Origin of the sequence: Robiginitalea biformata HTCC2501, from assembly GCF_000024125.1 — a bacterium.
Classification (GTDB): domain Bacteria; phylum Bacteroidota; class Bacteroidia; order Flavobacteriales; family Flavobacteriaceae; genus Robiginitalea; species Robiginitalea biformata.
This window is the reverse complement of the sequence record NC_013222.1, coordinates 1,224,731-1,247,967: the sequence shown is the minus strand read 5'-3', so window position 1 is coordinate 1,247,967 and position 23,237 is coordinate 1,224,731. Positions and strand designations below refer to the sequence as shown.

The window sequence follows — 23,237 nt, the reverse complement described above, 5'->3', positions numbered from 1 at the left end:
GATAAAATTTGCCCGTTCGACGGGAAACCAAACAGCTAGCCAATGGGTTTTTTTGATTTCTTGACCGAGGAAATAGCCATTGACCTCGGTACCGCCAACACCCTGATCATACACGACGACAAGGTGGTGGTGGACAGCCCCTCCATCGTGGCCCGGGACCGGATTTCCGGGAAAATCATCGCAGTGGGCCGAGAGGCGAACATGATGCAGGGGAAAACCCATGAGAACATCAAGACCATCCGGCCGCTCAAGGACGGGGTTATCGCCGATTTTGACGCCTCGGAGAAGATGATCAATATGTTCATCAAGAACATCCCGGCCCTGAAGAAGAAATGGTTCCCGCCTGCCCTGCGCATGGTTATCTGTATCCCGTCGGGGATTACCGAAGTGGAGATGCGCGCCGTCAAAGAATCCGCCGAGCGGGTCAACGGCAAGGAGGTCTACCTGATCCATGAGCCCATGGCGGCTGCCATCGGGATCGGACTGGATATCATGCAGCCCAAGGGGAACATGATCGTCGACATCGGAGGGGGGACCACCGAAATTGCCGTGATTGCCCTCGGGGGGATCGTCTGCGACAAATCGGTTAAAATTGCCGGGGACGTCTTTACCAACGACATTATCTATTACATGCGGACGCAGCACAACCTCTATGTGGGGGAGAGCACGGCCGAGAACATTAAAATCCAAATCGGGTCGGCTACGGAAGACCTGCAGTCGCCCCCGGACGAGATGTCCGTACAGGGCCGCGACCTGCTGACCGGGAAACCCAAACAGGTGTCGATTTCCTACCGGGAAATCGCCAAGGCGCTCGACAAGTCGATCCTGCGTGTGGAAGACGCCGTGATGGAAACCCTGTCGCAAACCCCGCCCGAGCTGGCGGCGGATATCTACAACACCGGGATCTACCTGGCAGGTGGCGGTTCGATGCTCCGCGGGCTCGACCGGCGGCTTTCCCAGAAAACGGACCTGCCGGTCTACATTGCTGAGGACCCGCTCCGCGCCGTGGTCCGGGGCACCGGGATCGCCCTGAAAAACCTGGAGCGCTACAAGAGCATCCTCATCAAATAAAACGGGCCGGGGCCGGGCCCCGGCAGTTCAATAAAGCAGCATGCAGCGGATAATCAATTTCATCCTCCGGAACCGATCCTCCCTGCTTTACCTGTTCCTGCTGGCTGTAGCCCTTTTGCTAACCGTTCAAAACAACGCCCTGCACCGTTCCCGATACTTCAACTCGGCCAACTGGCTCACCGGGTCGGTTTACAATGCCTCCAACTCCGTGACGGATTACTTTGGGCTGGAGCAGGAGAACGACAAGCTCCTGGAGGAGAACCGCAGGTTGCGCATGCTGTTGTTCAATTCCGAAACCCGGGATTCCATGGAATTGGATACTGCCGAATTACACTATCAGGTGATGACTGCCTCCATCATCAAAAACAGCTATTCCGAGGCGAACAACTACATCACCATCGACAAGGGGCGCTCGGACAGCGTCTCCCAGGACATGGGGGTGATCACCTCCCGGGGCATCCTCGGGATTGTGGAAAAAGCCAGCAGGAACTACGCCTCGGTGCAGAGTATCCTCAACGCCAAATCGAATATCAACGCCAAGATCGCCGGGACGGATTACTTTGGCTCGCTGACCTGGGACGGCCGGGATTACCAACTCGTGCAACTCGAGGACATCCCCCGTTTGGTGCCGCTTCGCGAAGGGGATACGATTGTCACCGGGGCCATGTCGAGTATCTTCCCGGAAAACATCCCGATCGGCACCATCGAGGCATTCTCCCTGACCGAATCGCAGAGCTTTTACCAGATTGACGTCCGGCTGTTCAACGACATGACCAACCTGAAACAAGTCTACCTGATCCGCAACCGGGATCGGGATGAAATCCTCCAACTGGAATCCGACGTGGCCAATGACTTATAACTACCTGCTTACCGGTATCCGATTCATTGCGCTGGTCCTGGTCCAGGTACTGGTCTTTAACCGCATGAACCTCTTCGGGTATGTCAATCCGATGGTCTATGTCCTGTTCCTCTACTGGTACCCCGTCCGGGAAAACCGCACCACGCTCGTACTGGCCGCCTTCCTGCTGGGCTTTGCGGTAGACCTGTTCTCGGACACCATGGCCCTGCATACGATTGCCGCCCTGACAACGGCCTTCCTCCGATATCCGCTCATGCGGTTTGTTTTCGGGGTCAACATGGAATTCCAGAATTTCCGCCTTTCCAACTCCACCCGGGTACAACAATTCACGTTTTTAGCGTTATTGGTAGTGGTACACCACCTGGTATTCTTTGCGTTCGAAATTTTTAGTTTGTCGAATTTGCTGTTAATTTTGAAACGGGTGGTTCTCACGGGGCTCAGCACGTTCGTGTTCTCGGTGTTGCTGGCAACTTTGTTTGCCATCCGAAGGGAGTGATCCGAAACCTCGCTGCCACCCGCAATAGATACTAATTAATAACCGCATCCGCCGAAGATGAAGAAGCTGGTTCTGTCTTCCATCATTATCCTGATCGGGCTGACTTTTATCGGCAGGCTGTCCTATTTGCAGCTTTTCCGTTTTTCCCCGGACCAGATCCTGGAAGACCCGGCCATCAAGGTGGTATACGACTACCCGGAACGGGGCTACATCTACGACCGGAACGGCGAGCTTTTGGTGGCCAACCAGCCCGCGTATGACGTGATGGTGATCCCCCGGGAGGTGGAGCCCCTGGATACCCTGGAATTCTGCTCCCTGCTGGGAATCGACCGGGATCGGTTTGTCTCCCAGCTGGAAAAGGCCCGGGTGTACTCTCCCCGCCTGCCCTCGGTAATGGTGCCCCAGTTGTCTAAGGAGGACTATGCCGGGCTGCAGGAAAAGATGCGGAAATACAAGGGGTTCTACATCGAGAAGCGCTCCCTGAGGGACTATCGGACAAAGGCTGCGGCCAATGTACTCGGGTATATCAGCGAGGTCAACGAATGGGACCTGCAAAAGAACCCGTATTACGAACAGGGCGAACTCACGGGGCGGACCGGCATCGAGAAACAATACGAGGAAATCCTGCGCGGCCGTAAAGGCGTAAAAGTCATCCAGAAAGACCGGTTTAACCGGGAGATCGGCCCTTACAAGGACGGGGCGCTGGATACGCTGCCCCAGCCTGGTACGGAAATCCGCATTACCCTGGACAAGCAGTTGCAGGAATACGGGGAACGCCTGATGAACGGCAAGCGGGGCGGCATCGTCGCCATCGAACCCGCCACGGGCGAAGTCCTGGCCCTGATTTCCGGGCCTACCTACGACCCCGCCCTGTTGGTGGGACGGGAGCGCTCCAAGAATTACAGCGCCCTGCATTACGACACCATCTCCAAGCCTACCTGGGACCGGGCCATCCTGGCGCAACCCTCGCCCGGGTCGCCGTTTAAGACCCTCAATGCGCTGGTCGCCTTGCAGGAAGGGGTGATTTCCCCGGAAACCACCTTCCGGTGCTACAACGGCTTTTACGTGGGAAACAAGTTGCGGGGGTGCCACTGCGGGGGTGGCCTGCGGACGATGAATAGCGGCATCTACAAATCCTGCAACGCCTATTTTGCGGGGACCTTCCGGAAATTCTACGACAATTTCGAAACCACGGATGCCGCCATGGACGTCTGGGAGAAGCATATGAGGAGCTTCGGCCTCGGGGACTTTTTGGGGTACGACCTCCCCACCGGGGCGAGGGGACGGATTCCCAACAAGGAATACTACGACCGGGTGTACGGGGACGGAAGGTGGAGTTCCACCTATATCATTTCCAACTCCATCGGGCAGGGCGAGGTAGCTGCCACGCCCATCCAACTGGCCAACATGACCGCGGCCATTGCGAATCGCGGCTGGTTTTACACGCCCCATCTGATCAAGGAAGTGGGGGGGCAGTCCATCGATATCCCGAAATTCACCGAAAAACATTACACGACAATCGACCCCCAGCATTTTGAACCGGTGATCCGGGGGATGGCAGACGTCTACGAAAAAGGCACGGCCAAATGGCTGAGAATCCCGGGGGTGGACATTGCCGGGAAAACCGGGACTGTAGAGAACTACACAAAAATAGACGGGGTGCGGACCCAGCTCACCGACCACTCCATTTTCGTCGCCTTTGCCCCGGTGGACAATCCAAAAATTGCCCTGGCTGTCTACATTGAACACGGGTACTACGGGGCGCGCTATGCCGGCCACATCGCCTCCCTGCTGATCGAAAAATACCTCAAGGGCGAAATCAGCCGGACGGACCTGGAAAAACGGATGCTCGAGAAGACGCTGGAGCACGAATACGCCAAGCCGTACAGCGGGGAGGAATTTGAGATCAACGAATATGTCTGGTAGCGGGGCCCTCCGGAGGGTAGACTGGCTGACGGTGTTCCTGTTCCTGCTCCTGGTGGCCATCGGCTGGGTGAACATCTATTCCAGCACATTTAACGAAACCGAGAGCTCGATTTTCGATATGGGCCAGTTGTACGGCAAGCAAATGGTCTTTATCCTCCTCTCCCTGGGAATCATCCCCGTTATCATGGCCCTGGAGGCCAGTTTTTACGAACGGTTCTCCAGCGTATTCTATGTGGTCTCCCTGGTACTGCTCCTGGGCCTGTTCGTGTTTGGAAAAACCATTGCCGGCGCCACCTCCTGGTACAACCTGGGCTTCTTCAACCTGCAGCCTTCCGAACTCGCCAAGGCCGCCACCGCCCTGGCCCTGGCCAAATACCTGAGCGATATCCAGACGGACATCAAGCAGCGCAGGCACCAGTTGTTTGCCCTGTTGATCATCGCCATCCCGGCCCTGCTGATTATCCCGCAACCCGACCCCGGAAGCGCCCTGGTATTCTTCTCCCTCGTCTTTGTTTTGTTCCGGGAGGGCCTGCCGCTCGGCTACCTGGGCCTGGCCCTGGCAGCCATCCTCGTATTTGTCTGCACGCTCATGTTCGGCACCGTGTGGGTGGCTATCGGCCTGGCATTGCTGATCATCGGGTTCTTCATGGTGAAAAAGCCGTCTCTGAAGGTACCGGTCTTCCCGCTGGTTGGCGTCTATGCAGCCGCCATCGTCCTGTCCCTCTCCGTAAACTTCGTTTTTGAGAACGTGTTCGAACAACGGCACCGCGACCGTTTCAGCCTCTGGTTGCGCCTGGAAAAAGACCCCGACAAACTCGAGGAAATCCGAAAAACCATCGGTTACAATACGTACCAGTCCGAGAAGGCCATCGAATCCGGCGGGTTTTTCGGGAAGGGGTTCCTGGAGGGCACCCGGACCAAGGGCGATTTCGTTCCTGAACAGCACACCGATTATATTTTCACCACGGTAGGCGAGGAATGGGGCTTTATCGGCACGGCCACAGTGGTGATCCTCTTCACCATCCTGCTGTTGCGGCTGGTCTACTTGTCGGAACGACAGAAAAACCCCTTTAGCCGGATGTACGGCTACGGGGTGATCTCCATCCTGCTGATCCACTATTTTATCAATATCGGCATGGTGATCGGGGTGCTGCCAACCATCGGGATCCCCCTGCCGTTTTTCAGCTACGGGGGGTCCGGGCTCATCGGATTCACCATCCTGTTGTTTATTTTCCTCCGGCTCGACGCCAATCGGCTCAAGGAGTGGTCCTGAGTGGCCCGGGTGTTTTACGGCGTGGAAACCCCGCTGTTACCGGAATTCCCAATCTTTTGCACCCATACGCGATTCAAGGCTTTCCTGCAATTCCGGCGGGAGCCCCTGGAAGAAATCGAGTCCGGTAATCGCTTCGATGCGGTCTACCGGGACCGTAAATTTCTGCAACGGGCCCTCAAGGGGCTGATTGGGCATTAAAAAGGCGACCACAACCGGGCCGTCCGACCCCTCGCGGGCCACAATTTTATAAAAACTGCGCGGCACCGCCACCCCTTCTTCGCCAATCCGGTCCAAGCCGGGTTCCAGCACCCCGGCCGTCAGGACGTATAACCGGCCGTAGCGACGGCACCAGCGGCGTACCTGCATCTCCAGTTCATTCCATGTCCCGGCATTGAATTCCCGGTTTTGCGGACTGATATTGCTCGTATAAAAGGTTTGGTTGTACGCCGCCAGGGAATAGCGCCGGTCTCCGGCCGGGCACAGGTGGCCGCGGTCGTACCCGGAACCCCGGTAATTCCGCCAGTCGGCCGAATGGGTGGAAACCTCCGGGTCCTCTACAAAATACGGGCGGTCCCGGTCGTCATCCGTCAGGTGGGACGGATCCAGGACATAGGCCACCCAGGCCGCCTGTTCGTAGCTTTCGGCGTATTCCAGCAGGTAATGGTCGTGGCGGATGCGCTCCCCGTTTGCCCCCGAAGGAAGCCAGGCTTCCCGGAATGCCGGGGCCGTGGCGCTCCCGGGTGGGGATGGATACGGATCTTCGGTGTAGAAATTCTCGAACCACCAGAAGCCCACCAGGCACAGGAGCATCAACCCGGAATAGATCAGCCGGTTTTTTTGCCGTTGGGTCAGGGACATGCACCAAATTTAGGGTAATTTGCAGCTTCAGGCTGTACGGGCGTAAGGGAATCCGTCCGATTCCGACCAATTCGGGCACCTGCAACTATCAAATACAAAGCATACATGGCACTTACCTGGAAAGACATCATCCATTTCGCCACCAAAGGCAACCCGGAACCGGACCGCAGCGTCGTAAAATCGGATGCCGAGTGGAAAGCGCAACTGACGCCGGAACAGTACCGGATTACCCGGGCGCATGGGACCGAGGCACCCCATTCCGGAGAACTCTGCACGGCCCATGACCCGGGTATGTACCGTTGTGTTTGTTGCGGCACCCCGCTTTTCGACTCCACCATCAAGTTTGATTCCGGGACGGGCTGGCCGAGTTTTACCCAGCCGGTGCAGGAGCATGCCGTACGGTATATCCGGGACACCTCTTTTGGCATGGTCCGGGTGGAGGCGCGTTGCAACACCTGCGAGGCGCACCTTGGGCACGTGTTTCCTGACGGGCCGCCCCCCAGCGGCTTGCGGTACTGCATCAATTCCCTGGCTTTAGAGCTGGATAAATCAGCTGGTGATGCCGACTAAATCGTTGCAGGAAGCCACGCTGGGTGCCGGATGTTTCTGGTGTATCGAGGCGGTATTCCAGGAATTGCGGGGGGTGGAATCGGTAGTATCCGGCTACAGCGGCGGGACGGTCCCCGGAAAACCGACGTACCGGGAAGTGTGCTCCGGCCTGACGGGGCATGCCGAAGTTGTCCGGGTCCGTTTTAACCCGGAGGAAATATCCTTCCGGGACCTGCTGGTGGTCTTCCTCAGCACCCACGACCCGACAACCCTGAACCGGCAGGGGGCCGACCGGGGAACCCAGTACCGCTCCGTGGTCTTCTTCCACGATGCCGAACAGGAACAAGTGGCACGGGAAGTGATTGCCGAAATGCAGCAGTACTTCGACGACCCAATCGTCACGGAGGTCTCTCCCCTTTCCAATTTCTACGAAGCAGATCCGGAACACCAGGATTTCTACCGGCGGAACCCCGAGCTGGGTTATTGCCGGGTAGTCATCGACCCGAAAATGCGGAAACTGCGGGATCTTTTTGCCTCCCGGCTCAAAAACCCGGCATAAAAAAAGCCCCGGCGCGCCATGCACCGGGGCTTCTTCTTATTTATCAACTGCATCAGTCGTCCAGGCGACTGGCCAGTTTATCCTTCTTGAAGTGGTTCAACTTGAGGTCTTCCAGCACATTGATGGCCTCCTCCACGTAGACGTCCCGGGCGAGGTTCTGGTGCCAGCGATCGCGTTTTTCGCGAAGCACGGAATCCTGGGTAAAGAGCTCCTGCTCGTATTTCAGTGAACTGAAGGTGAGCTTGGAGTCGTATTTCATATTATTGCGGAAATACTGGGAACGCTCCTTGTTTTTCTCTTCCCGCTTGCGGTAGTCCGCGATGCTGAGGGGCACCACGGTTTCTTCCTGCTGTTCCTTCAGCCAACGGGCGTTTTCCTCGATTAGGGCAATCTGCGGGTGAGCTGCCATACGCGCCGCCGAACGGGCAATGGTTTCCTCGTAATCGATATACCCCTCCCAGGGTTCGTAATTGGCCGGGCTGATCTTATCCCACTTGAGCGGATTCTGCTGGTCGCGTTCGCCCAGGTCGATGTAGCTGTAGCGGTCCGGAACCACCACGTCGCTCTTGACGCCTTCCAACTGGGTGGAGCCGCCGTTGATGCGGTAGAATTTCTGGGTGGTCAGCTTAATGGCCCCCAGGTCGCCGTGCTCGTTGCTGCGGACGATGTTTTCCAGGGGGATTACGTTCTGAACGGTCCCCTTGCCGAAGGTCTGTTTGCTGCCGATCACCACGGCCCGCTTGTAATCCTGCATGGCAGCTGCCAGTATTTCGGAGGCAGAGGCCGATAATTCGTTCACCAGGATCACCAGGGGGCCGTCCCACTGGATCCGTTCGTCCCGGTCCTCATAAATTTCTTTGTCGCGGGCAGAAGAGCGCACCTGTACAATGGGGCCATCCTTAATAAACAGGCCGGCCATTTCCACCACGGTCTTCAGGGAGCCGCCGCCGTTGTCGCGGAGGTCCAGCACGAGGCCTTCCACCCCTTCTTCCTTGAGACGCTCAATTTCGCGGGCGACATCGGTGGCCGCGTTCCGCTCGTTGTAATCCTCAAAATCCACATAGAACTTCGGCAGGTTGATCAGGCCGTACTTCCGGTTGTCTTTGATGACGGTAGAAGACTTGGCAAAGGATTCTTCCAGTTCCACCACATCCCGTACCAGGGTCACTTCTTCCACAGTGCCGTCCACTTTCCTTACGGTTAACACCACTTCGGTCCCTTTCGGGCCCTTGATGAGTTTGATGGCATCGTCCAGGCGCATGCCGACGATATTCACCGGGGGCTCGTCTTTCTGGCCTACCTTGAGGATTTCATCCCCCACTTCCAGGCGCTGGTCCCTCCAGACCGGCCCGCCGGAGATGATCTCCACAATCTTGGCCCCTTCGGGCTTTTGCTGCAACCGGGCCCCGATCCCCTCGAACTTCCCGGACATGCTGACGTCGAAACGCTCTTTGTCTTCCGGGGCGAAGTAATAGGTGTGCGGATCGAATTCGTCCACGATCGTATTGAGGTATTGTACAAACCAGTCCTTGCGTTCCAGGTCTTCAACAAAGTCGAAATATTCGTCCAGGGTCTGGCGGGTGGATTCCCGGGCTTCCTTCTCGGCCTCCTCGGGCGAAATCGCACCTTCACCGTCACCCGCCTCGGCACTCAGGCTGATTTTTGAATCGTAGGTGCCGATGGCCGCATATTTCAGCTGCTTTCTCCAACGCTCCCGCATCTCCGCCTCCGAAGCTGCGTATTCCTGCTTGTCGTAGTCGATTTCAATGGATTCGTCCGCCGTAAAATCGAAGGGCTCGTCCAGCAGTTCCCCGTACATGTTGCGGGCATCCTGCATGCGCTCCATGAGCCGCTGGTACACCAGGTTAAAAAAGCTGATGTCCGTATTCTTTATCTGGTCGTCTATCTGGAATTTATACTGTTCGAATTCCGCGATGTCCGACTCCAGGAAGTAGCGTTTTGTAGGGTCGAGTACGTCGATAAAATCCTCGTAGACGCTCACCGAGAAGTCGTCATTGATGTCTTTGGGCTCGTAATGCCCTTTTTCGAGTACGTAGGTAATCAGGTCCAGGAGTAGTTTGTCCTTGTCGTCCGATTCAAAAGATTTACTGGTAAAACTACAGGATGCAACTGCAATCAGGGGAACCAGGAAAGCAAGCAGGAAATTCCTTTTCATCTATGTCATTTTTTTTACCGGGGAAAAGGCATGGAAAATGCACAACCCCCCGTTTTTTCGGTCATTGAACTCCCTAAGATACAGAAAAAACCATGCCAGTCAGGATGCGCGCCGCTAATTTTTTGTTAACGGGGGTGCTGGGAGTTCTATGTTTGAAAAACGTATTTTTGCCAGATAAAGTATAGTCCATGCCCAAACCGCTCATATTAGTAACCAATGACGATGGAATCACGGCCCCCGGCCTGCGCCACCTCATCCGGTATATGAGCGGCCTGGGCGAGGTAGTGGTTGTAGCCCCGGACAGCCCGCAATCCGGTATGGGGCATGCCATCACCCTGGACAATACGCTCTATTCCAAAAAAGTGGTGATCGACCGGGAAGCGGGGGCTCCCAGGGAGTTCAGCTGCAGCGGGACCCCGGCCGATTGCGTCAAGCTCGCCCTGCAGGAAATCCTGCCCCGCAGGCCCGACCTCTGCGTCAGCGGGATCAACCACGGGTCTAACAGTTCCATCAATGTCATCTATTCCGGCACGATGAGTGCGGCCATCGAGGCGGGGATCGAAGGGGTGCCGGCCATCGGCTTTTCGCTTTGCGATTACTCCTGGGAAGCCGATTTTAAGCCCTGTGCGGAAGCGGTTAAAACCATTGCAGCGGAAACCCTGAAGAACGGGCTCCCGGACGGGGTGGTGCTCAATGTGAATATCCCGGCAACCAACGGCGTCCCGCCCAGGGGCATTCGGGTTTGCCGGCAGGCCCGGGCCAACTGGAAAGAGCGCTTCGACAAACGGACGAACCCAAACGGCAAGGACTACTACTGGCTTACCGGCGAGTTTGAATTGCTCGATAAGGGGGAAGATACGGACGAATGGGCCCTGGCCCACGACCTGGTCTCCGTGGTCCCCGTTCAATTCGACCTCACCGCCCACCATGCCATCCAACCCATCAGCAACTGGAAACTCTATGAATAAACGCAAGGAAATAGCCATCGGATTTGCCGTCGGGATCATCGCCAATGTACTGGGGGTCCTGCTCTATATATTGCTCTTCTCGGACCTCGGGATTACTGAAACCTATGAAGCTGCCGTAGCACAGGGGCACGTGGGCAGCCTGCTGGCCCTGGGGGCCATCCTGAACCTGGCCGCATTTTTCGGCTTCCTGCGCCTGAGGCGCGATTACCGCGCCCGCGGCGTGCTGATGGCAACGGTAATCACCGCCCTGGTGATCCTCTATTACAAGATATCCTAGTCGTGAAATATTACATCATCGCAGGGGAAGCTTCCGGGGACCTGCACGGTTCCAACCTCATCCGCGGTATCCGCGGCAGGGATCCCGAAGCGGATATCCGGTGCTGGGGGGGCGACCGCATGGAACAGGCGGGCGGGACGCTGGTCCGCCATTACCGGGAGCTCTCCTTTATGGGCTTTCTGGAAGTGCTCCGGCACCTGCCGGCCATTTTCCGGAACATCGCATTCTGCAAAAAGGACATTGCCCGGTTCCGGCCCGACGCGCTGATCTTCATCGACTTCTCCGGATTCAACCTCCGGATTGCACGCTGGGCCAAGGAAAACGGCTTCCGGACGCACTACTACATCGCCCCTCAGGTATGGGCCTCCCGGGAAGGCCGGGTAAAGAAGATCCGCAGGGACATCGACCATATCTACGCGATCCTGCCTTTTGAAAAACCCTTTTACGAGGAGAAGCACGGGATCCCGGTGCATTTTGTGGGCCACCCGCTCATCGATGCGATGGAAGGGCTGCCCGACCCCGACCCGGCTGCCTTCCGAAAACGGAACAACCTGGACCCGGAACGACCGATCCTGGCGCTGCTTCCGGGCAGCCGGAAACAGGAAATAGAGAAGATCCTCCCGGTGATGATGGCCGTCATTCCCGAATTCCCGGATTACCAGTGTGTAATTGCCGGGGCGCCGAGCCTGGAGGCGGAACAATACGAGCCCTACCTGACCACCGGGGCCACCCTGATCCGCGATCAGACCTATCCGCTCCTCCAACACGCCCATGCCGCCCTGGTCACCAGCGGTACAGCCACCCTGGAGACCGCCTTGCTGGGGGTCCCCCAGGTGGTCTGCTATAAAGGCGGGTGGGTTTCCTACCAGATCGCCCGGCGGCTGATCCGACTGGAATATATCTCCCTGGTCAACCTGATCATGGACCGGGAAGTGGTCCCGGAACTCATCCAGCATGAACTGGAACCGCAAAAACTGGCCGCGGCCCTCAGGAACATCCTGAAGGGCCCGGGCAGGGAAAGCCAATTAAAGGCCTATGGGCAACTGCGCGAGAAACTCGGCGGGCCGGGGGCCAGCGTGCAGGCAGCCGAACTGATTGTAAATTTCAGCCGGGAGACCTAGATTTCCGGCGGATTCCCCCCCGCAGTGGAAGCATTCCGCGGTTTTATATAATTTAGTGGTACCAAACCCCGTTATTTCCGCATGAGGCAATTCGTTACCGCAGGCCTTTTGGCTTTTTTGCTCGGGAGCTGCGGCGTAGTCAAAAAGAAAACGACCTACGCCGAAGACCGGCCCTCCGTTTCCGTAACCGCTGCGGAAAACGCCCCGCGTACAGCCCATGAGGAAGAGCCCCCGGGGGATTTCTCCCGCGAAGCGGAACCCGGCCTCCCGGCTGCGGAACCCGCCGAAGCCGTCGTTCGCACGGCGCTCTCCTATACGGGAACCCGGTACCGGTATGGCGGCACCACCCGCAAGGGCATGGACTGCTCCGGCCTGCTCTATGTAGCCTTCCAGCAACACAACGTCCCGCTCCCCCGGGTTTCCCGGGATATGGCCGACCAGGGCCGCCGCGTCCGGGTACCCCAGCTGCAAAAGGGCGACCTGCTCTTTTTTAAAACGACCCGCCGGGGTGGGAAAATCAACCACGTGGGCCTTGTTGTGGAAGTGGCAGGGGACGATGTGAAATTCATCCACTCCACCTCCTCCAGGGGGGTCATTGTATCCTCCCTCCGGGAAGGGTTCTGGAATTACGCCTTTGTAAAAGCAACCCGCGTCTTCTGAAATGAACGCCTGGCGCACCCCATCGGTCACTCTGGCCCTTGGGATGTGCGGGGGAATCGTCACTGCTAGGCTTTTTCAGCCCGATTCCCTCCCGGATTTCGCCACCCTCCTGGGCACCTCCCTGATCCTGCTATCTACCGCCTGGATATTGAAACACCGTTGGCCCCCGCCGGCTTTTCCGGGTCTGGCCGTCCTGGCCTTTTACTGCTTTGGCGGGTGGGTGGCCACCGGCCGGATGCCGGAAAAACAACCCGGGCACTATGTGCATGCCGATTGGGAAACCCCCGGCCTCTGGAAAATCCGCCTCCGGGAACCCCTGCGGCCTACGGCCTTTTACCAGCGCTGGGAAGGGTCTGTGGTAGCCCGGGACGGGAAGCCCTGTCACGGCCGGATCCTCTTGCAGGTACCTGTTTCCGACACGCTCGCGAAGTGGGAACCCGCGGCCACCCTGCTGGCCTATGGGAAACCGGAAGCTGTACCTCCGGCCCGCAACCCGCACCAATTTGACTTTGCCGCCTATTTGCGGACCCGCGGAATCCACGGGCGGTTCCGGCCGGATGCCGGGAGCCGTGTACTCCCGGCGAACCCCCGGGGCGCGGGTAGCCTTGGACGAACAGTTGCCCGCCTCCGCCACCGCCTGATCGAAAGCCTGGGAGCTGCGGGCTTCCACCCGGAGGTCGCCGGGCTGATCCGCGCCCTGATCCTCGGCGACCGATCCGGCCTGGACCAGGACCTCTACGGAGCCTACCAGCGCGCCGGCGCGGTTCACCTGCTGGCCGTCTCCGGGTTGCATGTGGGCCTGGTGGCAGCCCTGTGCAGTTGGCTGTTGTGGCCGCTGCGCCGATTGCCCGGGGGGCGCCGGCCCCATTTCCTGCTGGGCCTCGGCATGCTGTGGGGGTATGCCGCCCTCGCCGGTTTCGGGCCCTCTGTAGTTCGGGCCTCGGTCATGTGCTCCGTCGTCTCCTATGCACTTCTGATCAACCGGCAGGCAGACAGCCTGCATTTCCTGGCCCTGGCAGCCCTGGTGATGCTCGGGCTGATCGAGCCGCTCTGGCTGTTCCAGGCCGGGTTCCAAATGAGTTTCCTGGCCGTCTGGGCCATCCTGTCCCTCTACCCGTGGCTCTACAGGTCCTGGCCGGTGAAACGCGGCGCGGGAAGGAAGATCGGCCAGCTGCTTTGCGTCAGCGGGGCCGCCCAACTCGGCGTACTCCCCCTGAGCCTCTATTATTTCCACCAGTTCCCCGCACTTTTCTGGTTGTCCAACCTGTTGCTTATACCCGTCATGGGCGTGGTGCTCGCCAGCGGTTTCCTCCTGCTGGGGCTGGCCAGCTACTCCCCTTTGCCCGATTGGGTGGCCTGGGGTGCAGACCGCTTCTTCGGTCTCTTTAACGGGGTGGTCCGCTGGGTGGGTGGTCAGGAAGGTTTTCTGATTACGGAAATTCCCTGGGACGGGGTGCAACTGGCCCTGAGCCTGGCCGCCCTGGTTGCCCTGGGCACATGGGCCCGCAGCCGTGATCTGCGGTGGCTGAAGCGAACAGGGGCCCTGCTGCTGGCCCTGCAGGTTTACAGCGTAGGGGCCGGCTGGCATAGCGGGCGACAACAGGAATGGCTCATCCCCCACCGGTTCGGGGAAAGCGCCCTGATACTCCGGCAGGGGGCGCAAGCGCGTATCTTTTCGAACAACCTAAAGGCCTGGGAGGGGTTTCTCTCGGATTTCTCCACCGGGGAACGCCTCCGGCAGGTACTCGGGGACAGCCTCTGCCCGCAGTTTCAGATCGGCCGGCTGCGACTGCGGGTGGTAGACAGTACGGGGCGGTACCAGGGTACGGGGGCGCCACCCCATATCGTGCTGCTGACCGGTTCGCCCGCGGTCCGCCCGGGGCAGCTCCTGGACGACTTACAACCCCGCCAGGTCATTGCAGACGGCAGCAATTACCGGAGTACCATCAATCGCTGGGAAGCGAGTTGCAGGAAGCGGGGAATCCCCTTCCACAACACGGCGGTGCATGGGGCGTACCGAAGCGCTATCCCGTAAGGCAGCATCCGGTAACGCGGTGTCCTGCATTCCGATACCCCGCAATCCCTGGGGTGCCCAGTGGACGTGACCCATCAACCGCAAGTAGCTAGTGGACGTTCCCCATCAACCGCTTCATCAGCGGGGCGGTTACCAGGACGATAGCTGCAGCCCCCAGGGCATACATGGCAATCAGCTCAAAGCCGCCGGTGTAAACATCCAGGGTTTCCAATCCGCGGACATCCGGGTCGTCGCTTTCGATGGCGAGTTGTTTCCCGATAAAGCCCACTACCTGGAAGGCAAACGCCGAGGAGAGGAACCAGACCCCCATCATAAAGGCCACGATGCGCTTGGGGGAGAGGTCGGTGATCTTGGATAGGCCTACGGGCGACATAAAGAGCTCCCCTACCGAGATCAGGAAGTACATGATCAGCAGGTAGGAAAAGGGCACCATCCCGTTTTCGTCCGCACTGCCCCCGCTCAGGGCCAGGATGTAAAAACTGATTCCGGCAAAGGCGAGGCCGAGACCGAATTTATAGGGCGTCCGCGGATTCAGGTTCCGTTTGGACAGCCAGGTAAACAGCATGGATATGGGGATGGACAGGATAATGATCCACATGGAATTCAGGGCGTTTGTCTGGGCCGCGTCGATGACCGATAGGTTGACATTCCGATCCGCGAATAACGTAATCACGCTGCCGGAGAGCTCATGGAACCCCCAGAAGATGGTCATGAACAAGGTGATCAGCACGGCCATAAACAATTTTTTGCGCTCATCCAGGGTGGCCCGGTACATGATCAGCCCCAGGTAACCGAGGATAAAAATGGCGATGCCCTTGAAGATGATATTTACGATGTTCTGGTCTTCCAGCAGGGTCCCCGCCTCCCCAAGGGGCCGGTAAAATGCCAGCAACATGGCCACGACCGGGGCCGAGAGGGCTGCGATCAGAGGCACCATCGTTTTCTGGGGCAGGCCAATCAGGCGTTTCTCCAGCGCCGCCGGGTTCGGGGCGCGCCCCTTGTCCCCGAAGACGTTATTCCGGATCCCGCTCCAGAAAAAGATCAGGCCCGTCAACATCCCGATCCCGGCCAGGCCGAAGCCGTAGTGCCAGCCGAACTCCCTGCCCAGCCAACCGCAGAGCAGCGGGGCAACGAAGCCGCCGATGTTGATCCCCATATAAAAAATGACAAAGCCGGAGTCCTTCCGCGGGTCCCCGTCCTTGTAGAGCGAGCCGACGAAGGTGGAAATATTCGGCTTAAAAAACCCGTTCCCCACGACGATCAGGGCCAGCGCCAGGTAAAAGGCAACATTGTGTTCCACCGCGAGTACAAAATGCCCGAGGGCCATCAGGATACCCCCCAGGAATATGGAGCGTCGCATCCCGAGGATCGTATCGGAAATCCGCCCGCCGATGACCGTGGAGGCGTACACCAGCGATCCGTAGCTGGAATAAACGGCCGCCGCCGCGTAGTCCCTCTCGGCCAGCGCTTCGAAAATGACGTTGACCATATACAGGGTGAGCAGGGCGCGCATCCCGTAAAAACTGAAGCGTTCCCAAAGTTCGGCGAAGAAGAGGTAAAATAGGCCCTTGGGGTGTCCGAAGAGCTGCTTCTCTTCCATGAATTCGGCGCGTGTTTCCATATGCGGGTTGGTTATCGGTTAGTTTTTCTACAGGTTTTCCAAAACAAATCGAGTCATCTTGTTATAGAGGTGGAGGCGGGTATTCCCCCCGTAAATCCCGTGGTTCTTATCCGGATAGATGGCCCACTCAAATGGCTTGTTCGCCTGGACCAGCGCCTCGATCATACGCATCGTATTCTGCACGTGTACGTTGTCGTCGGCCGAACCGTGCACCAACAGGTAGTCCCCCTTCAGCCGGTCTGCAAAAAACAGGGGGGAATTCTCGTCATACCCGCCCGGGTTCTCCTGGGGGGTCTGCATGTAGCGCTCCGTATAGATGGTGTCGTAGAACCGCCAGCTGGTTACCGGGGCCACGGCGATGGCCAGTTCAAAGGTCTCGTTGCCCTTCAGGATACAGTTGGAAGACATAAACCCGCCGTAACTCCATCCCCAGATCCCCGTACGGTCCGGGTCGATGTATGGCCGCTCGCTCAGCAACTTTGCCGCGGCAATCTGGTCTTCCACCTCGTACTTCCCGAGTTCCTTCTGGGTGATTTTTTTGAAGTCCCGCCCCTTGAGGCCGGTACCCCGCCCGTCCACACAAGCGATAATATACCCTTCGGACGCGAGCATCTGGTGCCAGTAGTCGTTGCTCCCGTGCCAGCGGTTGGCCACCTGCTGGGAGCCCGGGCCGCTGTACTGGAACATGAAAAGCGGGTATTTTTTTTCCGGGTCAAAGTCTGCCGGCCGGATCATATACATATTGAGTTCGTAGCCGTTGACCTCGAGGGTGCCGAATTCCTTTGGCGCCATTTCAAACCCTTCCAGGCGGCCCAGGAGCTCCCGGTTGTTCTGCAGCTCGGCAAGCTGCTCCCCGTCCGAAGCGTCGTGCAGCGTATACACCGACGGGGTATCCACATTGCTGAACGAGTCGATGAAATAACTGAAGTCGGCACTGAAGGTGGCCTGGTGCGTCCCGGTGCCCTGGCTGAGCCTTTTCAGGCCCCGGCCCCGATCGGAAACGCTGTAGATATCCCGGAGGATGGACCCCTCGGCGGTGGACTGGAAGTAAATCCGCCCCTCGTCCGCGTCGTAGCCGTAGTAGGCCGTCACTTCCCAGGGGCCGCTGGTGAGTTGCCGGAGTTCCGCACCGTCCGTATCGTGCAGGTAAATATGGTTATAGCCGTCCTTTTCGCTGGTCCAGATAAAGCGGTCGTCCGGGAGGAAGGTCAGGTTGTCGGTCACGTCCACGTAGGCCGCATCGGTCTCCTCCAGCAGCAGGGTGGTTTCCAGGCTGGCGGCATCCACGCGATGCAGGCGCAACCGGTTTTGGTGGCGGTTCAGGGTCTGTACGCTCAGGTGGTCCGGGTGGTGCATCCACTGGAGCCTCGGGATGTAGTAGGCTTCTCCCAGGTCCACGTCCCGGGTCTGCCCGGAATCCAGGTCGTGGATATGCAGGCTCACCACTGCGTTGGCCTCCCCGGCTTTCGGGTATTTGAATTGATGCGGGAACGGGTACAGGTCGCTCCCGTACACGTCCATGGAAAATTCGGGGACGTCCCGTTCGTCAAACCGGAGGTAGGCGAGTTTATCGCCCCGCGCATTCCACTCAAAAGCGCGGACAAAGGCAAACTCCTCTTCGTAGACCCAATCGGTGACCCCGTTGATGATGGCATTCGGCTGCCCGTCTTCGGTTACCTGCAGCAATTCCCCGGACTCCAGGTGCAGGACATACAGGTTGTTTTGGTCCACGTAGGCCACCTTGCTGCCGTCCGGCGAAAGGGTGGGTTCCTGGATTTTCCTCTCCGAGATTTGCGTGAGCTGTTCCTGTTGCAGGTCGTAGACGTAGTAGACCCCCAGGCGCGAGCGCCGGTAGATGGGTTCCACCTGGGTGGCAATCAGCACCTTGTTTTCGTCCTCACTGAAGGTGTAGCCGGTAAAATACGGGATTCCCCGGGCCGGATCCGTGCGGAGCAGCGTGCCCACCTGCTGGCGGGTGCGGTAATCGTATTTGTCGATGGCAGCCACCTGCCGGTCCCTGTCCTGGTTCAATACGGTATAGTGCTGCCCGTCCTTTGTGGAGCGGAGCGCTTCAAGGCCCTCTGTACGGAAGGTGCCTCCCCAAATGTCCTCAAGGGTAATTTGTTTTTTCTGCGCCTGCAATGCGGGAGTCGCCAAGAGCCAAAGCAGTAAAAACCCGGTTCGGAATCTCATAGGAACGTCAAATAGTTTATAAGCTTTCAAGTTTATGAATATTTTGCCAGAAAGCACAAGAATAGGGCCAAATTCTCAACCCGGCCGGGCGCCCCGCAACCCGCCCGTTCTTTGAGGGTGATTCCGTATATTTAGCCCCAGAACACCTGTTTCATGACCGATCCCGTACAAGGATTCTCCCGGTTTACCAAAGAAGAAAAAATCCGCTGGATTGCCCGGCGGTATACGGCCCGCCCGGAAGCCACCGAAGACCTGCTCCAATCGTACTGGCATGCCGACCCGGCGCTCCAGCAACTCCACGACGAGTTTATCGAAAATACCCTGAGTAATTTTTACCTGCCCCTGGGGGTAGCGCCGAACTTTAACATCAATGGAAAGCTGTACGCCATCCCGATGGCCATCGAGGAGAGCTCCGTGGTAGCTGCGGCCAGTAAGTCGGCGAAATTCTGGGGCAGCCGGGGCGGGTTTAAGACCCAAGTCCTGGGCACGCGGAAAGTCGGGCAGGTGCACTTTCGGTATAACGGGGACCCGAATACCCTGAAGGCTTTTATCGAGTCGGCCATGCCCGCCCTGATGCAGGAATCCGAAGGGCTGACCCGCAACATGGAACGGCGCGGGGGCGGGATACACGCCATTGCCCTCCGGGACAAACGCCAGGAACTCCCGGGCTACTATCAATTGCACTGTGAATTTGAGACCCGGGATGCCATGGGGGCCAATTTCATCAATTCCTGCCTGGAACAATTTGCAACTACCCTGGAAAAAGAGGCCCGGACGTATCCCGGCTTCAAAGGGGAGGAGGCCCCTCTGGAAATCCTGATGAGTATCCTCTCCAACTACGTCCCGGACTGCCGGGTGCGGGCAACGGTGAGCTGCCCGGTGGCCGACCTGGGTCAGGACAACGGGATGGACGGGGAGACCTTTGCCCGCCGGATGATCCAGGCCGTCAAAATCGCCGAGGCCGACCCGTTCCGGGCCGTGACCCACAACAAAGGGATTATGAACGGCATCGATGCCGTGGTAATTGCCACGGGGAACGACTTCCGCGCCGTGGAAGCCGGGGTGCATGCCTATGCGTGCCGCAGTGGCAAATACCGGAGCCTGAGCCATGCGGATATTTCGGAGGGGGAATTCCGGTTCTGGCTGGAAGTGCCCCTGGCCCTGGGAACTGTGGGCGGCCTCACCAAACTCCACCCCATGGTCCGCCTGGCCCTGGAAATCCTCGGCAACCCCACGGCGCCCGAGCTCATGGAGATCACCGCCACGGCCGGCCTGGCACAGAATTACGGGGCGCTCAGCTCCCTGGTTACGGTGGGCATCCAGCGCGGACATATGAAAATGCACCTGTTGAATATCCTGAACGAACAAGGGGCGAGCCCGGAGGAAAAAGACCTGCTGATCGATTACTTTAAAACGCATACGGTGAGCCACAGCGCGGTTACCGAACGCCTGAAAAAATTGCGCAACCCCGGATGAAAACCGACTACCTGGCCCACGGGAAATTGTTGTTGTCCGGCGAATACGCTGTCCTGGACGGCGCACTGGCCCTGGCAGTACCCACCGGGCCCGGGCAGCGGCTCAGCATACGTGACGGGGAGCGGGGCGCCCTCCAATGGATTGGCCGGGAGATGGATGGATCCGTTTGGCTGGAAGTGCGCTTTACGCGGGATGAAATCCTGAAACCCCTGGCCCCAAAGGACTTCCCTTCCGACCCCCGGGAACGCCTGTTGTATTTGCTGCAGGCAGCCGGGGCGCTGCAACCCGGTTTTTTAAACCGACTGGCGGGGTGCCGGGTGGAGACGCACCTGGAATTCCCCAGGGAGTGGGGCCTTGGCACTTCTTCTACCCTGGTTGCAAACATCGCTGCATGGTCCGGGGCCGACCCCTATGACCTGCTGGCAAAAACCTTCGGGGGCAGCGGGTATGACATAGCCTGTGCCGCTGCGGACGGACCGATTTTTTACCGGCAGATGCCCGGGGGGCGGTTGGTGGAACCCGCTGCATTTCACCCCCCCTTTGCCGGGCAATTGAAGTTTATCTACCTGAACCAGAAACAGGATAGCCGGGAAGGCATCCGCCGCTATCGGGAACAGGGAAAACCGCCCTCATCCGAATTGGAAGAGGTGTCCCGCCTGGCCGCGGCGATGGCCTCGGCCGGGGACCTGGAAGACTTCCGCCGTGCCGTGGACCGGCATGAGGAATTGGTATCCGGTTGGCTGGGGCTTCGCCCGGTGGGGGAACGCCTTTTCCCGGATTTTGACGGAAGTGTGAAGAGCCTGGGGGCCTGGGGCGGGGATTTTATCCTGGCCGCCGGGGGGTCATCGCCCGAAACTTATTTCCGGGCCAGGGGCTACGAAACCTGCCTGGGATACGCCCAATTGGTACGCACATAAAAAATCCCGCAGCCTTTTCGGGTGCGGGATTTGTATCCTTTGTAAATTCCGGTGCTCCCTAGTAGTAAATAGACCGGTTGTCCTCGATTTCCGCCTTATCGCGAAGGGCCTGGTAGACCTCCGCGGCTACCCGCGGCCCGAGGCTGCTGCGCAGCGTGTTCGCATAGGGCGCGTAGTTGTCGAGCTCCGGGGCTTCCGTCTTTCCGGTCACCTCCAGTTTAAACACCCCGGTTTCCCCTTCGATCAAATCGGAAGTGGCGCCCTGGTCCATGACCGTAGCGATCCCCACTACCAGGGGTTCGCGGCCCGCACCCGGAATGGTGGGCGATTTCACGTTCAGTGCAGTGGCCGTGGAAATGGCAACCGCATTCGACGAGGCGATCTCCTCGATGCTTTTTCCCTGGTTCGCGGCGAGGATCTGTTGGGCTTTCGCCTTCTTGCGGAGTTTGGGGAGTACCTGAACGGAGGCATCCTCCACGCTCATCGTTCCCTCCTTGTACGTGCCGGTCAGCTGGACGATGGCATAACCGCCGGCTACGTCGAAGCGGCGGATATCACCGATTTCCGTATCGCTGTTGAAGGCCCACTGCACAATCCGGCGCTGGGCGCCCAACCCGGGCAGGTTCTCATCCATGGTCCGCACTTTGTTTACCGGGCGCACCTGGTAGCCTTTTTCCTCGGCGATGCTGCGGAAGGTTTCCGGGCTATCGCTTACGGCCATTTCCAGGCTCGTCGCCTCGGTGAACAGCGAATTGATCGTTTCTTCCGACGGCTCAATAGCACGGGTAAGGGTTGCCAGGCGGACTACGTCCCGCTTGTCGTCCACTTTAACCACGTGATAGCCGAATTCGGTTTCCACCAGGCCAACAGTACCTACGGCGTTCCCGAAGGCAAAATCGTTGAAGGCGTCGGTCATGACCCCTTCCTGGAAGTACCCCAGGTCCCCGCCATTCGGTGCGGAGGGCCCATCCGAGTTGTCGCGGGCCAGCTGGGCAAACTGCGCGCCGGAACGGCGGGCTTCTGCCAGGAGCTCCTCGGCGCGTTCCCGGGCCTCCTCCTGGGTACGGGTAACCGAAGGGTTGGCGCGTTCGGCGCCCGCATAGCTAATCAGGATATGACTCGCCTTCACGGAGCCGTTTTCCTTCCGGTCCATCATCCGGGAAACCTTAAAGGCGTTCCCGTCGCGGTAGGGGCCAAAAGTTTCGCCTGTTTCCAGGGCCATCAGGGTGTCCGCCCATTGAGTAGGCAGTTCGGATTTCGCCCGATAAATAGTGTCGTATTTGGTGTCCGAATTCCGATCCAGGAAGGCCAGCATGTCATCGGTATTCAAAAAGCCCGGGTTGACCACGGTAGAATCCAGGTCCTCCCGGTATTCTTCCTCGTCTTCCAACAGGGCGCGAAGGGATTCCTCAATGGCTGTTTCGTCCGCGGCACTCGCTTTTTCCTCAAAATACACATAGCGCAAATCGCGGGCGGCTTCCTGCTTGAATTCGCTCGGGTTTTCCTTAATATAGGCCGCGATCTCCTCCTTGGATACGGAGATCGTACTGTCCGGGATGGATGTATAGGGAACGCGGACATAGCGGATATCCACCTTGTCATTGGCCAGGCGGTAATCGAGCTCCCCTTCCTTGAGGGTTGCCCCCACCCCGGCCCGGATCAGGTCAAAATAGGTCTGTTCCTTGGCTGCCTGGATAAGCGCGTCTTCGGTCTGGAGCCACATTTGGTATTGCTGGGGCTGGTTGACGCGCAGTTCGGTGATAAAATTCCGGAAGGCGTCCTCGTCAAAGTTGCCGTTTGCATCCTGGAACTGCGGGTTCTGCGTAAAATTCGGGTTATTCCGAATCAGGTCCATGATCTGGTCCTGCTGGATATCGATCCCGAGTTTTTCAAATTCCTGCCCGAGGATTGCCGTGCGAACCGTCTGGTCCCAGATAGAATTCACGATCTGGGTGGAGGTAGCCTGGGGGCCAAAACTGCCTTCGGCCGCTTCCATCCGGGCGCGAAAATCGTCTATGGATATCGGCTCCCCGTTGACTTCGCCAACGGCCGAACCTATTTTATCCGAACCGAAGCCACCCCGTGTCAGTACGTCGGATACGACAAAGGCAAACAGGGCCATCCCGATGATCAGGATGAGCACGGTGGTGCGCTTGCGGATATTCTCTAAAATCGCCATGCTATGGGTTGTTTAAATCAGTG

19 protein-coding genes are annotated in these 23,237 nt (G+C 58.5%); 14 read left to right on the top strand and 5 right to left on the bottom strand.

Annotated elements, in window-relative coordinates:
* The first annotated feature begins 42 nt into the window (after positions 1 to 42).
* Genes RB2501_RS05510 through rodA form a run of 5 tightly spaced genes read left to right on the top strand, consistent with a single transcriptional unit; the run spans position 43 to position 5,625 of the window.
* Positions 43 to 1,071 (top strand): rod shape-determining protein, encoded by a 1,029-nt coding sequence (locus RB2501_RS05510; RefSeq protein ID WP_015753772.1) that lies wholly within the window; start codon positions 43 to 45, stop codon positions 1,069 to 1,071.
* Between the two features lie 40 nt (positions 1,072 to 1,111).
* Complete coding sequence (gene mreC / locus RB2501_RS05505; protein WP_015753771.1) at positions 1,112 to 1,930, top strand: rod shape-determining protein MreC; 819 nt, start codon at positions 1,112 to 1,114, stop codon at positions 1,928 to 1,930.
* Complete coding sequence (locus RB2501_RS05500) at positions 1,920 to 2,426, top strand: hypothetical protein (RefSeq protein ID WP_015753770.1); 507 nt, start codon at positions 1,920 to 1,922, stop codon at positions 2,424 to 2,426. Before mreC ends, RB2501_RS05500 begins: the two co-directional genes overlap by 11 nt.
* Positions 2,427 to 2,483: 57 nt before the next feature.
* On the top strand, positions 2,484 to 4,352 hold the full coding sequence (locus tag RB2501_RS05495; RefSeq protein WP_015753769.1) for a peptidoglycan D,D-transpeptidase FtsI family protein: 1,869 nt from the start codon (positions 2,484 to 2,486) through the stop codon (positions 4,350 to 4,352).
* Positions 4,342 to 5,625 (top strand): rod shape-determining protein RodA, encoded by a 1,284-nt coding sequence (gene rodA / locus RB2501_RS05490; RefSeq protein ID WP_015753768.1) that lies wholly within the window; start codon positions 4,342 to 4,344, stop codon positions 5,623 to 5,625. Before RB2501_RS05495 ends, rodA begins: the two co-directional genes overlap by 11 nt.
* Before the next feature lie 36 nt (positions 5,626 to 5,661).
* On the opposite strand, the gene RB2501_RS05485 is transcribed toward rodA, so the two are convergent.
* Positions 5,662 to 6,483, bottom strand: coding sequence for a DNA/RNA non-specific endonuclease (locus RB2501_RS05485; protein ID WP_015753767.1), 822 nt, complete (start codon positions 6,481 to 6,483; stop codon positions 5,662 to 5,664).
* Between the two features lie 105 nt (positions 6,484 to 6,588).
* Here RB2501_RS05485 and msrB point away from each other — a divergent pair, with 105 nt between their 5' ends.
* Together msrB and msrA are read left to right on the top strand one after the other, a co-directional pair.
* Positions 6,589 to 7,053: a peptide-methionine (R)-S-oxide reductase MsrB gene (gene msrB, locus RB2501_RS05480; protein ID WP_015753766.1), complete on the top strand. Its 465-nt coding sequence runs from the start codon at positions 6,589 to 6,591 to the stop codon at positions 7,051 to 7,053.
* Positions 7,043 to 7,591 carry a peptide-methionine (S)-S-oxide reductase MsrA gene (gene msrA / locus RB2501_RS05475; RefSeq protein WP_015753765.1) on the top strand — a complete coding sequence of 183 codons (549 nt, stop codon included), beginning with the start codon at positions 7,043 to 7,045 and terminating at the stop codon, positions 7,589 to 7,591. Before msrB ends, msrA begins: the two co-directional genes overlap by 11 nt.
* Before the next feature lie 52 nt (positions 7,592 to 7,643).
* On the opposite strand, the gene RB2501_RS05470 is transcribed toward msrA, so the two are convergent.
* Entirely contained in the window at positions 7,644 to 9,767 is a 2,124-nt protein-coding gene (locus RB2501_RS05470) for a carboxy terminal-processing peptidase (RefSeq protein ID WP_015753764.1), read from the bottom strand.
* A gap of 188 nt (positions 9,768 to 9,955) precedes the next feature.
* Between RB2501_RS05470 and surE the strand changes: the two genes are divergently transcribed.
* The 5 genes from surE to RB2501_RS05445 all read left to right on the top strand — a co-directional run bounded on the left by surE (position 9,956) and on the right by RB2501_RS05445 (position 14,828).
* Positions 9,956 to 10,735 (top strand): 5'/3'-nucleotidase SurE, encoded by a 780-nt coding sequence (gene surE, locus RB2501_RS05465; protein WP_015753763.1) that lies wholly within the window; start codon positions 9,956 to 9,958, stop codon positions 10,733 to 10,735.
* Positions 10,728 to 11,012 carry a hypothetical protein gene (locus tag RB2501_RS05460; protein WP_015753762.1) on the top strand — a complete coding sequence of 95 codons (285 nt, stop codon included), beginning with the start codon at positions 10,728 to 10,730 and terminating at the stop codon, positions 11,010 to 11,012. The genes surE and RB2501_RS05460 overlap by 8 nt, the downstream gene beginning before the upstream one ends.
* A gap of 2 nt (positions 11,013 to 11,014) precedes the next feature.
* The gene (gene lpxB / locus RB2501_RS05455; RefSeq protein WP_015753761.1) at positions 11,015 to 12,133 is read left to right on the top strand and encodes a lipid-A-disaccharide synthase; all 1,119 of its coding nucleotides are present in this window, start codon (positions 11,015 to 11,017) and stop codon (positions 12,131 to 12,133) included.
* Between the two features lie 81 nt (positions 12,134 to 12,214).
* Complete coding sequence (locus RB2501_RS05450) at positions 12,215 to 12,793, top strand: C40 family peptidase (protein ID WP_015753760.1); 579 nt, start codon at positions 12,215 to 12,217, stop codon at positions 12,791 to 12,793.
* Between the two features lies 1 nt (position 12,794).
* A complete protein-coding gene (locus tag RB2501_RS05445) occupies positions 12,795 to 14,828 on the top strand; it encodes a ComEC/Rec2 family competence protein (protein WP_041327005.1) in 2,034 nt (677 codons plus the stop codon).
* Positions 14,829 to 14,916: 88 nt separating this feature from the next.
* Here the strand turns inward: RB2501_RS05445 and RB2501_RS05440 are convergent, their stop codons facing one another.
* Positions 14,917 to 16,449 (bottom strand): peptide MFS transporter, encoded by a 1,533-nt coding sequence (locus RB2501_RS05440; protein ID WP_015753758.1) that lies wholly within the window; start codon positions 16,447 to 16,449, stop codon positions 14,917 to 14,919.
* Positions 16,450 to 16,476: 27 nt separating this feature from the next.
* On the bottom strand, positions 16,477 to 18,642 hold the full coding sequence (locus tag RB2501_RS05435) for a S9 family peptidase (RefSeq protein WP_041327004.1): 2,166 nt from the start codon (positions 18,640 to 18,642) through the stop codon (positions 16,477 to 16,479).
* A 153-nt stretch (positions 18,643 to 18,795) separates the two neighbouring features.
* Here RB2501_RS05435 and RB2501_RS05430 point away from each other — a divergent pair, with 153 nt between their 5' ends.
* Both RB2501_RS05430 and RB2501_RS05425 read left to right on the top strand, forming a co-directional pair.
* On the top strand, positions 18,796 to 20,118 hold the full coding sequence (locus tag RB2501_RS05430; protein WP_015753756.1) for a hydroxymethylglutaryl-CoA reductase, degradative: 1,323 nt from the start codon (positions 18,796 to 18,798) through the stop codon (positions 20,116 to 20,118).
* Positions 20,115 to 21,035: a GYDIA family GHMP kinase gene (locus RB2501_RS05425; RefSeq protein WP_015753755.1), complete on the top strand. Its 921-nt coding sequence runs from the start codon at positions 20,115 to 20,117 to the stop codon at positions 21,033 to 21,035. Before RB2501_RS05430 ends, RB2501_RS05425 begins: the two co-directional genes overlap by 4 nt.
* Positions 21,036 to 21,093: 58 nt before the next feature.
* On the opposite strand, the gene RB2501_RS05420 is transcribed toward RB2501_RS05425, so the two are convergent.
* The gene (locus tag RB2501_RS05420) at positions 21,094 to 23,214 is read right to left on the bottom strand and encodes a peptidylprolyl isomerase (protein WP_015753754.1); all 2,121 of its coding nucleotides are present in this window, start codon (positions 23,212 to 23,214) and stop codon (positions 21,094 to 21,096) included.
* Positions 23,215 to 23,237: the final 23 nt, after the last annotated feature.

Excerpts from the sequence above, each read along its gene's own strand:
- RB2501_RS05450 (WP_015753760.1), top strand. The coding sequence starts at position 12,215 with ATGAGGCAATTCGTTACCGCAGGCCTTTTGGCTTTTTTGCTCGGGAGC.
- RB2501_RS05510 (WP_015753772.1), top strand. The coding sequence starts at position 43 with ATGGGTTTTTTTGATTTCTTGACCGAGGAAATAGCCATTGACCTCGGT.
- RB2501_RS05500 (WP_015753770.1), top strand. The coding sequence starts at position 1,920 with ATGACTTATAACTACCTGCTTACCGGTATCCGATTCATTGCGCTGGTC.
- RB2501_RS05435 (WP_041327004.1), bottom strand. The coding sequence starts at position 18,642 with ATGAGATTCCGAACCGGGTTTTTACTGCTTTGGCTCTTGGCGACTCCC.
- RB2501_RS05460 (WP_015753762.1), top strand. The coding sequence starts at position 10,728 with ATGAATAAACGCAAGGAAATAGCCATCGGATTTGCCGTCGGGATCATC.
- surE (WP_015753763.1), top strand. The coding sequence starts at position 9,956 with ATGCCCAAACCGCTCATATTAGTAACCAATGACGATGGAATCACGGCC.
- RB2501_RS05445 (WP_041327005.1), top strand. The coding sequence starts at position 12,795 with ATGAACGCCTGGCGCACCCCATCGGTCACTCTGGCCCTTGGGATGTGC.
- RB2501_RS05425 (WP_015753755.1), top strand. The coding sequence starts at position 20,115 with ATGAAAACCGACTACCTGGCCCACGGGAAATTGTTGTTGTCCGGCGAA.
- RB2501_RS05495 (WP_015753769.1), top strand. The coding sequence starts at position 2,484 with ATGAAGAAGCTGGTTCTGTCTTCCATCATTATCCTGATCGGGCTGACT.
- msrB (WP_015753766.1), top strand. The coding sequence starts at position 6,589 with ATGGCACTTACCTGGAAAGACATCATCCATTTCGCCACCAAAGGCAAC.
- RB2501_RS05430 (WP_015753756.1), top strand. The coding sequence starts at position 18,796 with ATGACCGATCCCGTACAAGGATTCTCCCGGTTTACCAAAGAAGAAAAA.
- rodA (WP_015753768.1), top strand. The coding sequence starts at position 4,342 with ATGTCTGGTAGCGGGGCCCTCCGGAGGGTAGACTGGCTGACGGTGTTC.
- RB2501_RS05470 (WP_015753764.1), bottom strand. The coding sequence starts at position 9,767 with ATGAAAAGGAATTTCCTGCTTGCTTTCCTGGTTCCCCTGATTGCAGTT.
- RB2501_RS05440 (WP_015753758.1), bottom strand. The coding sequence starts at position 16,449 with ATGGAAACACGCGCCGAATTCATGGAAGAGAAGCAGCTCTTCGGACAC.
- mreC (WP_015753771.1), top strand. The coding sequence starts at position 1,112 with ATGCAGCGGATAATCAATTTCATCCTCCGGAACCGATCCTCCCTGCTT.
- RB2501_RS05420 (WP_015753754.1), bottom strand. The coding sequence starts at position 23,214 with ATGGCGATTTTAGAGAATATCCGCAAGCGCACCACCGTGCTCATCCTG.
- msrA (WP_015753765.1), top strand. The coding sequence starts at position 7,043 with ATGCCGACTAAATCGTTGCAGGAAGCCACGCTGGGTGCCGGATGTTTC.
- RB2501_RS05485 (WP_015753767.1), bottom strand. The coding sequence starts at position 6,483 with ATGTCCCTGACCCAACGGCAAAAAAACCGGCTGATCTATTCCGGGTTG.